At 65.9% G+C, this 13,923-nt stretch carries 13 protein-coding genes; 5 read left to right on the top strand and 8 right to left on the bottom strand.

What is annotated here, in order from left to right:
- Nucleotides 1–401: 401 nt before the first annotated feature.
- From FHW94_RS14620 to FHW94_RS14605, 4 genes are all read left to right on the top strand, one after another.
- Entirely contained in the window at nucleotides 402–989 is a 588-nt protein-coding gene (locus tag FHW94_RS14620; protein WP_168556596.1) for an RNA polymerase sigma factor, read from the top strand.
- The gene (locus FHW94_RS14615) at nucleotides 989–2,002 is read left to right on the top strand and encodes a FecR domain-containing protein (protein WP_168556595.1); all 1,014 of its coding nucleotides are present in this window, start codon (nucleotides 989–991) and stop codon (nucleotides 2,000–2,002) included. The genes FHW94_RS14620 and FHW94_RS14615 overlap by 1 nt, the downstream gene beginning before the upstream one ends.
- Nucleotides 2,003–2,081: 79 nt before the next feature.
- Entirely contained in the window at nucleotides 2,082–4,667 is a 2,586-nt protein-coding gene (locus FHW94_RS14610) for a TonB-dependent receptor (RefSeq protein WP_246866162.1), read from the top strand.
- A complete protein-coding gene (locus FHW94_RS14605) occupies nucleotides 4,661–6,802 on the top strand; it encodes an Atxe2 family lasso peptide isopeptidase (RefSeq protein ID WP_168556594.1) in 2,142 nt (713 codons plus the stop codon). The genes FHW94_RS14610 and FHW94_RS14605 overlap by 7 nt, the downstream gene beginning before the upstream one ends.
- Here the strand turns inward: FHW94_RS14605 and FHW94_RS14600 are convergent.
- The 8 genes from FHW94_RS14600 to FHW94_RS14565 all read right to left on the bottom strand — a co-directional run bounded on the left by FHW94_RS14600 (nucleotide 6,794) and on the right by FHW94_RS14565 (nucleotide 12,787).
- Nucleotides 6,794–8,560 carry an asparagine synthase-related protein gene (locus FHW94_RS14600; protein ID WP_168556593.1) on the bottom strand — a complete coding sequence of 589 codons (1,767 nt, stop codon included), beginning with the start codon at nucleotides 8,558–8,560 and terminating at the stop codon, nucleotides 6,794–6,796. The two genes, FHW94_RS14605 and FHW94_RS14600, sit on opposite strands and share 9 nt — an antisense overlap.
- Complete coding sequence (locus tag FHW94_RS14595) at nucleotides 8,557–9,225, bottom strand: lasso peptide biosynthesis B2 protein (protein ID WP_168556592.1); 669 nt, start codon at nucleotides 9,223–9,225, stop codon at nucleotides 8,557–8,559. Before FHW94_RS14595 ends, FHW94_RS14600 begins: the two co-directional genes overlap by 4 nt.
- 54 nt (nucleotides 9,226–9,279) lie before the next feature.
- The gene (locus FHW94_RS14590; protein WP_168556591.1) at nucleotides 9,280–9,399 is read right to left on the bottom strand and encodes a benenodin family lasso peptide; all 120 of its coding nucleotides are present in this window, start codon (nucleotides 9,397–9,399) and stop codon (nucleotides 9,280–9,282) included.
- A 137-nt stretch (nucleotides 9,400–9,536) separates the two neighbouring features.
- Nucleotides 9,537–9,734: a hypothetical protein gene (locus FHW94_RS23300; RefSeq protein ID WP_246866161.1), complete on the bottom strand. Its 198-nt coding sequence runs from the start codon at nucleotides 9,732–9,734 to the stop codon at nucleotides 9,537–9,539.
- 121 nt (nucleotides 9,735–9,855) lie between these two features.
- The gene (locus tag FHW94_RS14580) at nucleotides 9,856–10,464 is read right to left on the bottom strand and encodes a GntR family transcriptional regulator (RefSeq protein WP_168556590.1); all 609 of its coding nucleotides are present in this window, start codon (nucleotides 10,462–10,464) and stop codon (nucleotides 9,856–9,858) included.
- A complete protein-coding gene (locus FHW94_RS14575; protein ID WP_168556589.1) occupies nucleotides 10,461–11,342 on the bottom strand; it encodes a phytanoyl-CoA dioxygenase family protein in 882 nt (293 codons plus the stop codon). Before FHW94_RS14575 ends, FHW94_RS14580 begins: the two co-directional genes overlap by 4 nt.
- 15 nt (nucleotides 11,343–11,357) lie before the next feature.
- Nucleotides 11,358–11,972 carry an acyl-homoserine-lactone synthase gene (locus tag FHW94_RS14570; protein WP_168556588.1) on the bottom strand — a complete coding sequence of 205 codons (615 nt, stop codon included), beginning with the start codon at nucleotides 11,970–11,972 and terminating at the stop codon, nucleotides 11,358–11,360.
- Between the two features lie 56 nt (nucleotides 11,973–12,028).
- On the bottom strand, nucleotides 12,029–12,787 hold the full coding sequence (locus FHW94_RS14565) for a LuxR family transcriptional regulator (protein ID WP_168556587.1): 759 nt from the start codon (nucleotides 12,785–12,787) through the stop codon (nucleotides 12,029–12,031).
- 438 nt (nucleotides 12,788–13,225) lie between these two features.
- On the opposite strand from FHW94_RS14565, the gene FHW94_RS14560 reads away from it, so the two are divergent.
- On the top strand, nucleotides 13,226–13,923 hold a 698-nt coding region (locus FHW94_RS14560), incomplete at its 3' end, for a DUF2285 domain-containing protein (protein WP_168556586.1).

The following is a 13,923-nucleotide window of genomic DNA, read 5'->3' as shown; positions in this document are numbered from 1 at the left end:
CAGGATGAGTGCCCAGCGTGCGTGAGGGGCCCGAACGTTGCAGAGACAGGCTCAGGCAGCGTCATTCGACAGGCGGATTGGCATCTCGTTGGAGATGGGCGAGAATACAGCGAGTTCGGTATTGCTTCTGCGATTCATCGCATTAGTCTGGCTGGGCGCTGCGAGGGCAGCGCCGAGGCTTGAGAACCTCGCTTGGGAAAGTTTGACCCGCCATCGAGACTGCCGGGTGGCCGACGCGCATGTCCAAGCCGCTTGCGGCTAAAGGCGTCGGCGCATGTCTCAAGCATGTTCTCTACACCCGGCTTCCACCGGCTTTGCCTCGAATGACTGGGCGAGCCGGGCATGGGTAATGAGCCAAGACTGTTTTTTCGTGCCAGCGACCGCCGGGGGTCGAGGCTTCCTTGCGACTGATCCCGGACGCCTTGAAGGCCCTGTCCCCATCGCGGCTCGCCGAAGGCGACCCCTTGCCACCGGAAGACCGCGTCGTAACCGGCTCCATCCTTGCACTGGAAGATCTCTACCATGCGCAGGCTCCCCGGCTGCTTCGCTTTTTTGCGCGGCGGGCAGATCGCCAGGACGCGAATGATCTTATGCAAGAGAGCTTCGCGCGCCTCGCAGATGCGGGCGCAGTGCCCGGTAAGTCGATCGAGCAACCGGAAGCCTATCTGAACGGAATCGCAGCGAACCTGCTCCGCAATCGCGCCAAGTCGGCCTTGCAGCGATCGCTCGCACGGCAGGTTCCGGTGGAGGAGGCGTCGCTCGCTGGGCCGGACATGATCGCGATGCTTGAGGCCCGCGACCTGCTTGATCGGATCCAGAACGCCTTGATGCGCCTGAGCCCAAAGACCCGAGACATCTTCTTGGCGCACCGCGTCGACGGTTTCAGCTATAACGACATCGCCAAACGGACGGGACTGAGTCTAAAAGGCGTCGAGTGGCACATGACAAAGGCGATCGCCCATCTCGACCGCGTGCTGAGGTCCCGTTGATGTCCGATGCCGGCAAAGAAGCCCGGACGGATGAAGTCGTGCGCGATGAGGCCGTTGCCTGGCTGGCCCGACTTCAATCGAGTTCGGAGGACGACGACCATTCGGCCTTCGAGGCCTGGTACGCGGCCGACGCGCGGCACGCGGACATCTATGACGATGTTCTCGACAATTGGGATCGCATGGCCCTCGCGGCGCATACGCCCGCCGGCGAGGCACGGGGGCGGTTATCGACGCCACGGCAGTCCCGCCCCACGTCGAAACTTGCGCTTGCTACCGTCGCGGCACTCGTTCTCGTGATTTTTGCAGGGATGGGCCTGCACCAGCTTGGCCTGTTCGGGTCCACCCGGCCCGACCCAGCGCAGATCGTCAGCCAGCTCGGCGAAATCCGCACCATTACCCTGTCGGACGGCTCCCGCGTGACGCTCGACACCGACAGTAAGCTCGGGATCGCCTATTCCACCGGCGAACGGAGATTGACGCTTGCCCGCGGGCGCGCCCGCTTCGACGTCGCGCACGAGGCAACGCGTCCGTTCGTCGTCATGGCTGGCAATGGCATGGTCATCGCGCATGGTACGATCTTCGACGTCGACGTGCAGAGGCAGCGCATGACGGTATCGCTGCTGCGAGGGTCCGTGGAAGTAAGAGAGGCTGCATCTGGACTGACCCGGGAGGCAAGGAAGGGACGGCTGCTTGCGCCAGGCCAGCGGCTGGTGTTGGAACAGCGCACACCGCCGGGTGCGCCGATCGCGCTCCCCGCCAGCGAAACGCGCTGGCCCACCGGTATGTTGTCGTTCGAGGACGCGCCGCTCACCGAGGTCGTCGCCGCCGCGAACCGCTATAATTCTACAAAGATCATGCTCGCCGACCCTGACGTTGGTGCACTGCGGTTTACAGGCGCCTTCACCGCAACGGATGCGCCCGGTTTAGCCCGGATGCTGGCGGCAACGTACAATCTCGGCCTTTCCCGCGATGACCATGGCAACCTCATTCTCGCCGCGCGTCGATCCTCCTGAAATAATCCCAGGGTAGATCGCGCCTCGATTGTCGAGGCCCCCAAGCGATGCCGTGTCAGTGCATCGCCAAGGGGAGCCCATGATGGGAATATGGCGTTCTGCGGTCATTGCCGCTTCGATTTCAACAAGCACGACGGCGCTCGTCCTGGCGCCAACGGTCGCGTCGGCGACAGAGGCCGGGCGACAAACCTACCATCTTCCGTCGCAATCACTGGCGGCGTCGCTCCGCGCGGTAGCGATTGCCTCCGGTCGCAGCATCGCCGCGCCTGCCGACCTTGTGAGGGGCAAGCGCGCGCCGGCGCTGGATGGCGATTTCGCGCCCGAGGATGCCGTTGCGGCCCTGCTCGACGGCTCGGGCCTGCGCCTGCGCGTCGTCGGCAACGGCCTCATCATCGAGCGAGAGACTGCCGCGCAAGACGGCGCCTTGGCCGACGCGAACGGCTCGGAGATCGTCGTGACGGGGAGCCGGATCCGTGGCGCGCCGGTGGCGTCGCCGATCATTCGCATCGACCAGCAGGACATGCGCAATGCCGGGCAGACCAGTGTCGCCGAGGTCGCAAGCAGCATCCCGCAGAACTTCGGCGGCGGGCAGAATCCAGGCGTCGGCGCGAACGTGCCCGCCGCTAGCGGCGTCAATGTCGGAAGCGCCTTTACCATCAACCTGCGCGGCCTGGGCAGCGATGCCACGCTGACGCTGCTCAACGGCCACCGGCTCGCCTATAACGGATCTCGCCAGGGCATCGATGTCTCGGCGATACCGCTAGGCATCGTGGATCGGATCGAGATCGTCGCCGATGGCGCCTCCGCGCTTTACGGTTCCGATGCGGTTGCTGGCGTCGCCAACATCATTCTCAAGCGCGACTATGACGGCCTCGAGACGCGCGCGAACCTCGGCGGATCGACCGATGGCGGCAACTTCCAGCAGCAATATGGCGCGGTCGCGGGCAAAAGATGGAGTTCTGGCGGCCTGGTGGCCGCCTATGAATTCGCACGCAACACCGACGTCCTGTCGGATGATCGCTCTTATGCGGCGTCGCGACCCGGCGTCACGCTCTACCCCGCCCTGCGGCGGCACGCGATGGCCTTGGCGGGACATCAGGCACTGACCGACACCCTCTCATTCGAGATGGATGCCCTATTCAACAAGCGCTGGAGCCTGTCGGGCTTTCCGCTCAACGCCGCCGGCGATCTCGCCACCAGCCGTACCGAGCAGCGCTCGACCAGCCGTTCCTTCGCCGTTGCGCCGTCGCTCAAGCTCGACCTGGGCAAGGCATGGCGATTGTCGCTCTCCAGCGTCTATGGCGAGGAAAAGGTTGAGCTGCACAGCGACAGCTTTGTGGGCGCCAGCCAGACCAGCGCCAATTTCATCTGCTATTGCAACACCGGCCGTTCGGTCGAACTTGCCGCGGATGGCAGCCTCTTCCGCCTGGGCGGCGGCCCAGTCAAGCTGGCGATCGGCGCCGGCTATCGTGACAATCGCCTCAATGCCTTTCGCGGCACCGGCAATCTCAACAACGTGAACCGGTCGCAGGACAGCTATTACACCTATGGCGAACTCAACCTCCCGCTGGTTTCCGCGCGACAGGGCATCGCCGGGATCGACCGCCTCAACCTGAGCGGCGCTGTCCGCTACGAGCGTTACCCCGGCGTCGATGCGGTCGCGACCCCCAAGCTCGGCATCATCTATGCGCCAGTGGCCGACATCGCGATCAAGGGGAGCTGGGGTCGGTCGTTCCGCGCACCGACGCTCTTCCAGCAATACCAGGCACGCAGTGCGCTCCTCTACCCGGCGGCGAGCCTGGGCGGCACCGGCTATCCGGCAAGCGCAACCGTGCTGCTGGTCCAGGGCGGGAACCCGGCGTTGAAACCCGAGCGGGCCGGGACCTGGACCGCCACGATCGAGTTCACGCCGCACATGGTGCCGGGGCTGCGCCTGCAGTTCGGCTATTTCTCGACCCGCTATACCGACCGGATCGTGACGCCGATCAGCTTCCAGGCCCAGGCGCTTAGCAACCCGCTCTATGCCGACCAAGTGACACGGGCGCCGGGCGCGACCACCGTGGCTGCCGCAATCGCCAATGCGGCGCAGTTCTTCAACGTCTCGGGGCAAGTCTACACCCCCGGTGCTGTTGTCGCGATCGTCGACAACAGCAACCTCAACGCCGGTCGCCAATCGATCCGCGGCATCGATCTCCTCGCCGGCTATCGGACCGATCTTGGAAGCAATCGCGGCACGCTGGGCGTCTCGCTCAATGCCAGCTATCTCGAAAGCAACCAGCAGCTCACGCCCGGGGCGCCGATCCTCGAAAAGGCCGGCACTCTTTTCAACCCGCCACACTGGCGAGGTCGAGGCAGCGTTACCTGGAGCAAGGGGGGCTTGACCCTCAATGCAACGGCAAGCCATATCGGCGGCGTCGAGGACATCCGCTCGGCCCCGGCGCTATCGATCGACGGAATGAACACGGTCGATTTCACCGCCCGCTATACATTCGGCGCGGTGCGTGGCCCGCTGCACGGCCTCGAACTCAGTCTTACCCTGCAGAATGCCTTTGACGCCCATCCGACGACGATCGCGACATCGGTCTATTCCGACACCGCCTATGATTCGACCAATTACTCGCCGGTCGGCCGCTATATCGGGTTCGGGATCGCCAAGTCATGGTAACGTCGCCGCATCTGAGGCGTGCCTTCCCGCGCCTCGCCACGCTCGTGGCCCTGCTTTGCCTTGTCGCCATGTCGCACCCTGCCGCGGCGGCATGCGAGGATCTGCTGCCGTCTGCGCAGGCGTCGGGCCACGTTGCTCGGGCGGTCACCGCCGACGACCTGCTCAAGCTGCGCGATATCGGCCAGCCCGACGGGTCGATGTTCGGACAGCCAAGCCCGCTTGGCATTTCGCCGGATGGGCGCCAGGCTGCCTTCATCCTGAGCCGGGCCGATCCCGACGCCAACCGCTATTGCCGTGCGCTCGTCGTGATCAAGCTGTCTGGCGCTCCAGCGCCGCGCATCGTTGACCGCGGCGGTGAGATGATGACCAACAGCACCGTCGCGCGCGGCCTCGTTGTCGGCAATGGCTTTCCGACCCTGGTAACGCCGTCCTGGTCGCCCGATGGCCGCTGGATCGCCTATCTTCGGCGCGATCGGGGCATCACCCAGGCCTGGCGCGCGCGATCCGATGGCAGCGGGGCGCAACCGGTCACCCGCTCGGAAGTCGATGTCGAGGCCGTCGCCTGGTCGGGCGACGGGCTTGGCCTCGTCTATGTCGCGCTGCCCGAGCGCATTGCCGCCCAGCGCCGCATCGCGCAGGAAGGCCGCGACGGCTGGCTGTATGATGGGCGGTTCGCCCCCAATGTTGCACCCCGGCCACTGATCCCGGGCTCGGTGTCGCGTGAAGCCTTCAGGATCGATCCGGAGACCGGGCAGGTCTCGCCCGCGAGCGACGCCGAACGGTCGCTTGTTCCGATGGAAGACCTATCGGGCAGCGCGATCCCGCCATCGGCCGTCTCGGCCGATGGACGGCGGGCGTGGACCGAACGCAGCGACGTATCACCGCTCAGTCCGTTGCGGCTCCTCGCCATCGACTCGACCGGGCATCGCGTAGCGTGCAGGTCGCCGCGCTGCGACGGCGGATTTACCGGCCTGTGGTGGGACCGTGAGGGCAAGGAGCTTCGCTTCCTGCGGCGCGAGGGTTGGGCCAAGGGGCAGATGGGTCTGTATCGCTGGATCCCAGGCACTGCCGAGCCGCAGCGCGTGCTGCTGACTGACGATGTCCTGCTGGGTTGCACGCCGGCGGGCGTATCGCTGTTATGCACGTCCGAGAATGCCGTCATGCCGCGCCGGTTGGTATCGATCGCCCCCCGCAGCGGTCATGTGCAGCCGGTATACGACCCCAATCCCGAATTTGCATCGATCCGGCTGGGCAAGGTCGAGCGGCTCCGGTGGCGCAACGATCTCGGGCTGGAGGCCTGGGGGGATCTTGTCCTGCCGCCCGGCTACCAGCCGGGCACGAAGCTGCCGATGATCGTCGTGCAATATCACAGTGACGGCTTCCTGCGCGGCGGCACCGGCGACGAATATCCGATCCATGCCTTTGCAGCGCGCGGCTTCGCAGTGTTGAGCATCGAACGTCCCGCCTTCTTTGCGGAAGCGAAGCCCGGCATCCGATCCTATGCCGACGTCAATGCCGTCAACGGCAAGGGATGGGCCGAGCGCCGAAGCCTGTTGTCGTCCCTCGTCACCGGCATGAACATGATCATCGCCCGCGGCATCGTCGATCCTGCGCGGATCGGCATAACGGGCCTGAGCGACGGCGCCTCGACGGCCCGCTTCGCGCTCATCAACACGCGGCTGTTCGCCGCAGCGTCGATCAGCACCTGCTGCATCGAGCCGCGATCGGTCATGACCTATGGCGGTATCGGCTATGCCGACGCAATGCGGGCGATGGGCTATCCGCCCGTGTCTAGCGACGATCCTGCCTTTTGGCGTCCCTATTCGATGGCGCTCAATGCGCCCGCGATGGATCGGCCGCTGCTCATGCAACTCGCCGACGAGGAATATCTGCTCGGCCTGGAAACCTTCACCGCACTGCGCGAGGCGGGAAAGCCGGTGGAAATGTACGTCTTCCCCGGCGAGCACCACATCAAGTGGCAGCCCGCGCATCGCCGTGCGATCTACGAGCGCAACCTCGACTGGTTTCAGTTCTGGCTGCAATCCCGTGTCGATCCCGACCCCACCAAGGCCGCGCAATATCAGCGGTGGGAGGCGATGCGCGCGCAGATACGCCCGGCCGCGTCATCACCCTGATCGCGTCCAGCCGCGTGCCCAGGCCTCGACGTCGGCGAACTGCAGGATGCGCCGGAACGCATCGCCATGCACCGGGCGCGGATCGTCAAGCGCACGCAGCACGGCTGGCAGGTCTAGCATGTCGTGCGCGGCCAGCTCGCCCTCGGCGAGCATCTGGCGGATCGCACTACGGTGCGTTTCAAAGATCTGCGCCACGAAACTGTCGGGGGTGCCCTTCGAGCGCCGCCCGATAATGTCGGCAGGAAGGTCCCCGGCAAAGGCGCGGCGCGCGACGACGCGATTACGCCCGCACCCGAACCATCGCCAGCTCGGAACGCCCAAGCAGGCCTCGACCAGCGGTTGGGCGAGCAGCGGCGAAACGGTCGGCAGCGGATCCTGCGGATCATGGCCCTCCACATAGCTTTGTGCGAAGGCGATCAGCCGGATGTGCATTGCCTTGCCGGGAAGTGCGCCCGGCGGAAGGATAAGCCAAGGGTGGAGGGTGCTCGCTCCGGCCAGGCTTGCCGCCCGGGGCGACAGGAAGCTCATGTCCTGCACATGCCGCATCGCCGGCTTGCCGAACCAGGCGCGATTGGCAGCGTCGCTGATAACCGCCCACAGGCTCGCGGGTGCGAGCTGGCTGACCTCCCGTGCCGTGCGCAGGAAGGCCATGCCCGGCCCCGCCGTCAGCAGGCGATCCGCCGCAGGCCCGGCGGACTGCAGGGAACAGAACACATTGTCGCCGCCACCGCCGTTGAAGATCGCGTCGGCCCCAACCGCCTGCGCCGTCTCGACCGCCAAACGGTTCGATTCCTGTACGAATGCCCGGACCGTCGGACGTGGGAGGCGGCGCGCGCCGGATCGTTCGATGTCGATCCGGGATACGTCCCGATACGCCTCCGTCAGATCGACATCCAGGGACTCGCTCACAAGGCGCGCATAGGTGCGCTCATCGCCGATCGCGTCCTCGGTAACCAGGGTCAGGCAATGGAATGGCAAGCCTTGGCGGCCGAGGCATGCCGCGACGATGGAGGAATCCAGCCCGCCCGACAGCATCAAAACGACTTGCTTGTACTCGGACGCCCTCGCCGCCACGCATTCCAGCGCGGCATCGCGCAGCCGGTAGGCAGCTTCATCCGCGTCGTCGATCTGCCGGCTGCGATCGGCAAAGGTCCAGGGCGACCATAATGGCGTGACCACCGCCTTGCCGCCAGCGAGGGTGAGCCGCTGGCCACCGGGCACTTCACGCAAGTCCCGCAGGCAGGTCGCCGGGCTGCGCATGTCGCGCGTGGCGAGGTGCCGCGCGACTTCGTCCCACGCGATGGCAGGGGTGAATAGGCCGAACGCGGCCAGCAAGGCGACGTCCGAGGCAATGGCCCACGCGCCGTCGATTTGGACGACATAGCAGGGAAGATCACCAAGGGGCGCCCGGACGATATCAACGCGCTGTCCGTCCGGTTCGCGGAGGATGGCGACGTAACGCCCCCAATAGCGCTCGATCAGATGACCGCCCCGCGTAGCGCCGATCCGCGCCTGCTCGGCCGTGTCCAGCGCCTCAACCTGTTGCGCGACGCCGCGCGCGAATAGCGACCCGAGAATGATCCCCCGCCCTTCGAGACGGATCGACGTGCGGCCGACCACGGCCACGCTGACCCGACCGTCGACAAACGCCAGGTCAATGCCATCGAGATCCCGCGCCCTTGCCGAGAATCGCGCCGCCAGATCGCCATTGGCATCTGCCGCCGACCGGACAAGCCCGATGTAGCGGCCATGCGTCATACGGAGAGAATCGGCGTATAGGTTCGCACCGTATCGATCCGGTCATTCACCAGCCATGTGCCGGCCTGCACCCAGCTATGCGCGGCGAAGGGCCGGAGCCGGACACCAATGACGAGATCAGCCGACATTCCCAATGCCGCGAGCCAGCGGGCCACCGCAACGGAGCGGGGTAGGCATTGATCGTGGGATCGCACCATGCGTGCAGTCTGCTCGAATGCGACCGCAACGGCCTGCATCGCTTCGGGCACTATTGACGCCATGGCGGCTGGCGGCGGTTTTGCCGCTGCCAGCTTGTCCAGGACGGATTGAAGACGGCCGAACCGGAGGAAAAGGCGGGTGGCGACCAATGCGGACAAGGCCGCCGCCACCTGGCCGGGGTCGGCACGCGGCAGGGACAGGTCGAGGAGACTGGCCGTCGGATTGCCGATGGGCGGAAAGGCCGAGGGAACGCCAGCTCCAGTGGTTTCCACGAGGATGCCGGATCGCAGCAGGCCCGCAAGCGCCCGCATCTCTTGCGAGTTCAGCTCTTGCCGCCGGATCATTGTGCGGAAGGCATGCTCCGCGGTTTCACCGAGGCAGAAATAGCGGTCGGCGACAACGTCCAGGAACAGGAGGCGGTCGCTCACGTCACAGAACGAGATGCCGGTGCGCAGCGCAAGCCCCATGGTGCGTCCCCTCTCGCAAGAGCGGCGCGCGGCCAGCAGCCGCGCGCCGGCCTTTCAGTCGTCGGACAGCCCGGCCTGGAACTGGCCGAGATTCTCGTCGACGGGGATGCCGCCGGCGCCGAGAGTTTCGACGCTCGCCGCGCCGAGATCGATGATGTCGTCTTCGCGTTCCATGATGCACTCCTGTGCGCTGCTGCGGGGATTCGCAGCGTTTGGAGTGTAGGAAGCGCTTGGCTCTATCCGAATTTTATATGGATTCTATATCGATATTGTTTGGCCGCGCACGCGCACGATTGTCGCGCGGCGCCAGGTTATTTGCCTATGAAGCGCTTGAGTTGCTCCCCGCTTTCGGTGGCCCTGATCGCCTGTTCAACATTCTTGCCCTCGTCGCCGCGAGTTGAGCCGTTCACGATCCTCCGCGCTTCGTCGAGCTTTGCCGCGAAGTACTGCGTGCTGCGCAATGCCACCGTCGGTGACAATGTTTCGGAAGCCGCATTGCCGGCTGCCATGCCAGGCGGCATGATGATCGGGCATAGAATCAAACCGCCGGCAAACCCGAGCACAAGCGCGACTACGACGACAACGAGCGTCCTGCCCCGCGTCGTGACAGCTCTCCGTTGAAATCTAGCTTCAGTCGACCCGATAGACGGCGCGGACAATGTCGGCCGCAGCCCGCCGCCGGCGGCGATGATAGGACAAGCTGAGGCGACGAAGCAGGTCGCGCTCCCCGCTGGCGGCGGCGGATAGGATTGCCGCCAGCTCCTGTTCTGTCTTGTCGAGCACATGCGGTTCGACGGTGCGGGCAGCATGCAGGCGTGCGTTCAGCTGATCGATGGCCCGCGCGTGCTCGGCATTGGCCGACCGTCGGGCAATCGCGAGGAAAAGCGCGCCCACGCGATCGGCGATTGGGCACTCCTCCTCACCGCCGACGGGCATCGCGTTCCCGACCGGATGTGGCCATGCCCGGATGGCGAGCGCCAGCAGTTCTGCAGACCAGTCGTAGAGATCCTGCAGTGCTGGTTCATCGAGCGCAGGAATATGGAAGCCGCCGCTGGTGCGCGTCTCCACCAATCCTTCACCGGTCAGCAGGTGGAGCGCGTCGCGAACCGGCGTCACGCTCGACGCCAGCGGCGCCGCCAGCACTGCCGGGTCGAGCCGGTCGCCCGGGCGGAACTCGCGTCCCATGATACGGCGTTTCAACGCGTCATGGATACGCTCGGCGGTCGGACCCGAATTCATGACGCCACTCGTTGTCCGGCGGCATAGGCGTCGACCCAGGCCTGCTGGTCAGGCCGCAGCGCATCGATCGCACCCAGCGGCTCGCCGGCATGGTCACCCAGCAGGATCGACGGGCATTGTCCTTCATAATTGCCGAGATTTGGCCTGTGCTGGCGATAGCCCACCAAGGCCGCCAATTCCGGCGGGAAGGTCCGCGCGACCGCTGGCGGATAGGCGAGCCACGGATTCTCATAGGGTTTGAGCCAGCCGAGCGAATAGCCGACGACAAGACCGCGCCGGACTACACTCGTGACGTTGGCGCCTGCGCCATGCAGGGTCGAGCCAAGCAGGACCAGCGCCGCGCCCGGGTTTAGCTCGGCGGCGAAAGGCGCCTCCTCAGGCTCGGCGTCGAGCGCCTTCGCCCCGTGACTGCGCGGCCAGACCAGAGTTGCACCATTGTCCGGCGTAAACCGGTTCAGCGGCCACATCACATTGACCAGGTATTCCACCTCGCCGACCGGCCCGCGCCACATGTCTTGGTCGCGATGAGGCAATTGGGCCGGGGCGCCCGGATGGACGGCGATCGCCTGGGTGGTGTTGAGCTGGATGCAGTCGCACCAGGGCGATAGCACCGTCTCGACAATGCCGAGGACCAGGCGATGCTGGACCAGGGCTGCGGCGTGCGGCGACCGGACAAGAAGACGGCCGAAGCGCTTTGTCGTCGTACCATAGAAGCCGCCCTGGCCGAACGGCGTGCGGGCGAAAGCGCCGGCGAGGTCGTAGTCGAGCGCACCGATCGTCGCCGGCGGTAGCGCGTCGGGGATGATGCAATAGCCGTGCGCCGCCAGGTCGGCGGCGTGGCGGGCAATTGCACGGGAGAGATCGACGGTGTCGGTCATGTTTTATATCCCCCTTCAGGCGGCGATGCACGGGTCGACGCGCAGGGCGGCTGCCGTGGAGCGCCCAGCCTCGAGCAAGCTCGGCGTTTCCGGCGTGATCTCGATGCGGAGCGCCGCCAGCATCGTGCCGTCGATGATCCGCGGTCGCCCGAGCGGCATGCAGCGCCAGCCGAAGGCGAGGATCTGCTGGAACCAGCCCATCCCGGCGACCGCGCTATAGGCGGCGATGTCTACCGCCAGCGCATGGTGGACCAAGGCATTCACCAGCGTATCGCGAACCTCGCGTCGCTCACGGGCGCTCAGCCGGCGATCAAGACAGAAGCGCGTGATCTCGAACGTGTCGGCGCCACGGGGTGGGGCGTCCTCGCACAGGTCGCCAAAGAAGCTGTCGAGGATATGCGGCCGCGTCGTCGGCAGCAGGCGCGCCGACGCGAGATGCGTGCCATCGGGCTCGGCGAGGACCAGATAGGTCGCGTGGACATCGTCGAACTGGTCGACCTCATAACGGCCGTCGAGGACCGGAACGTCCCATTTGAGCAGGTCCACGAAGACGGATTTGCGGGCGGCGAACATCGAACGCAGGACAGCGTCCTGGGCCGGGGGCGCGGCGAATTGGACAACATGCAGCATGGGTCTCGCTCCTTGACCGTGATCGGCCAAGGGTCGCGCTGCCATGGGGCCGGCCGCTATTCCGGAAAAGGGTAATATCGGCGGCGAAAGATATCGGCGAAGGTCAACGTTCCGTCGAACAGCGTCAGGATCACCAGATATGTCCGCTTGCTCACGCCGTAGCGCTCGCAGGCCTGCTTGATATGGCGGGCGACTGTCTCTTCGCCGACGCCCAGGATCAGGCTGATCTCCCAGTCGCTCTTGCCGCGCGCGACCCAGAGCACGCAGTCGCGCTGGCGGTCGGTGAGCATCGGTTGCGGGGGGATCGGCAGCCCCCCGCGCATCGACCAAAGTCGCCGCGCGCCCTCGAACGCGAACATTCCAGCGAGCTGGGCCAGCGGCAGCATGTCGACCGGCATCGGCCGGCCCGCCTCGTTCGCGAACGAGCAGGAGCCTCGTGCCTCGCCGGGCACGTGGACCGGCACCGTGAAACCGTCGCCGATACCCTGGTCGCGCCCCAACGCAAGCACGCGGTGGTCCTCGCGGGTCATCGGAATCAGCTCGGCCATCCGCGACCAGGGAAAACCAATACTGGTCCTGTGACTTGCGCGGTGCACCGGATCGGAGACGCCCAGCGCATTGCGGTCATAATAATCGGCCCAGCGCGATGGATAGTTGTGGAGGCGGATGGCGTGGCTGCTCGACGCAGTGATGTCGCCATGATGCGTCAGCGCGAAATACTGGAAGCCGAGTTGTTCGGTGACCGCGGCCATTGCGGCGGTGAGGTCGTCCGCATTCGCGGCGGCCTCGAGGACGCGGATGAACTGCGTCGCCATACTGTGCATGCGCATGGGGTAAAGCCACGGCCCCGGGCAGCGTCTCAAGCCACCGGCAATCCCTGGGCCGCCCTTTCCCGGTCCCTGGGGCCGCGTGGCGGTGTCTCAAGCCGTCACCCGGCGAGCTATGTCATGAAAATGACATATCATGATGGGTTGCAACGCAAAACCTGGATGTCGGCGAAATGCGAGAATCGCGCGCCGGGCCGTTTCGCTAGTTTTCAGGCCTACCAAAGGCGCACTGCGCCGGGCCGGAGATGGAAGCGTGCGTGATCACTGATCGGTCCCCCGCCACCGGGGCCGATTGGCGCGATCCAGCGCCCTATTCCGCCTTGCGCGGTATCGATCGTGCCGGCCTGATGTGGGAATGGCTGCGCCGCGATCCCGGTTATGTCGGCTGGTACACGCGGGCCAGCACGGCCACGCGCGGTACAGGCAGTGCCCGGCCCTGGGGGCTGCACTTTCGCGGAACATCCCGGCCTCCCGGCTCCGGAGGCGCGGCTCATCTGGCATGCCGACTTCGACCCCGGGACGCTCGGTGTCGCCGTACTACCGGCCGACCCGTCCGATCCCGACAGCATCCGCATCGACCAGATCGCGCCTTGGCTTGACATTGCCATCGACGAATGGGGCCGCGAGCATGCCGTGTTGTCCGATGGCTGGCATCATATCCGGTTCGACATCGAGGAAGGCCAGTTCGGGGGACAGGAAGCGGTTCGGCTCCAGTATCGCCTGCACGGGCTCGCTTCGGCAGAGGCACGACTGCTGCCGCTGCGCCGATTTCTCGACCTGTGCCGGCATCGCCGTTTCGCGCGATCGCTGTTTCCCCGTGATCCCCGCATCGAGCGGGGCATCGCCATGCTGCGCGTCCATGACGCGCTCGGCCAGGGCGCGAGTCAGCGCGAGATCGGCGCGGCCTTGTTCGGCGACGAGCGGATAGCGGGCGACTGGAATGATGTCTCGGATTCGCTGCGTTCGAGGGTCCGCCGGCTGGTGCGCGAGGCGCGGGCCATGGCGCGAGGCGGATATCGGCACTTGATGCGTAAGCGCCGTTTTGACCCCACCTTGCGCAGATTTTTGGGTGTTGCAGTTGTGTATGGATGGATGACGCAACGCCAACGAGCACACTGGACACG

This window comes from Novosphingobium sp. SG720 (genome assembly GCF_012275365.1).
GTDB lineage: Bacteria > Pseudomonadota > Alphaproteobacteria > Sphingomonadales > Sphingomonadaceae > Novosphingobium > Novosphingobium rhizosphaerae.
The sequence above is the reverse complement of the archived record's forward strand: the minus strand, read 5'-3'. Positions and strand labels throughout refer to the sequence as shown.

Excerpts from the sequence above, each read along its gene's own strand:
- FHW94_RS14615 (WP_168556595.1), top strand. The coding sequence starts at position 989 with ATGTCCGATGCCGGCAAAGAAGCCCGGACGGATGAAGTCGTGCGCGAT.
- FHW94_RS14610 (WP_246866162.1), top strand. The coding sequence starts at position 2,082 with ATGATGGGAATATGGCGTTCTGCGGTCATTGCCGCTTCGATTTCAACA.
- FHW94_RS14605 (WP_168556594.1), top strand. The coding sequence starts at position 4,661 with ATGGTAACGTCGCCGCATCTGAGGCGTGCCTTCCCGCGCCTCGCCACG.
- FHW94_RS14600 (WP_168556593.1), bottom strand. The coding sequence starts at position 8,560 with ATGACGCATGGCCGCTACATCGGGCTTGTCCGGTCGGCGGCAGATGCC.
- FHW94_RS14595 (WP_168556592.1), bottom strand. The coding sequence starts at position 9,225 with ATGGGGCTTGCGCTGCGCACCGGCATCTCGTTCTGTGACGTGAGCGAC.
- FHW94_RS14590 (WP_168556591.1), bottom strand. The coding sequence starts at position 9,399 with ATGGAACGCGAAGACGACATCATCGATCTCGGCGCGGCGAGCGTCGAA.
- FHW94_RS23300 (WP_246866161.1), bottom strand. The coding sequence starts at position 9,734 with ATGGCAGCCGGCAATGCGGCTTCCGAAACATTGTCACCGACGGTGGCA.
- FHW94_RS14580 (WP_168556590.1), bottom strand. The coding sequence starts at position 10,464 with ATGAATTCGGGTCCGACCGCCGAGCGTATCCATGACGCGTTGAAACGC.
- FHW94_RS14575 (WP_168556589.1), bottom strand. The coding sequence starts at position 11,342 with ATGACCGACACCGTCGATCTCTCCCGTGCAATTGCCCGCCACGCCGCC.
- FHW94_RS14570 (WP_168556588.1), bottom strand. The coding sequence starts at position 11,972 with ATGCTGCATGTTGTCCAATTCGCCGCGCCCCCGGCCCAGGACGCTGTC.
- FHW94_RS14565 (WP_168556587.1), bottom strand. The coding sequence starts at position 12,787 with ATGGCGACGCAGTTCATCCGCGTCCTCGAGGCCGCCGCGAATGCGGAC.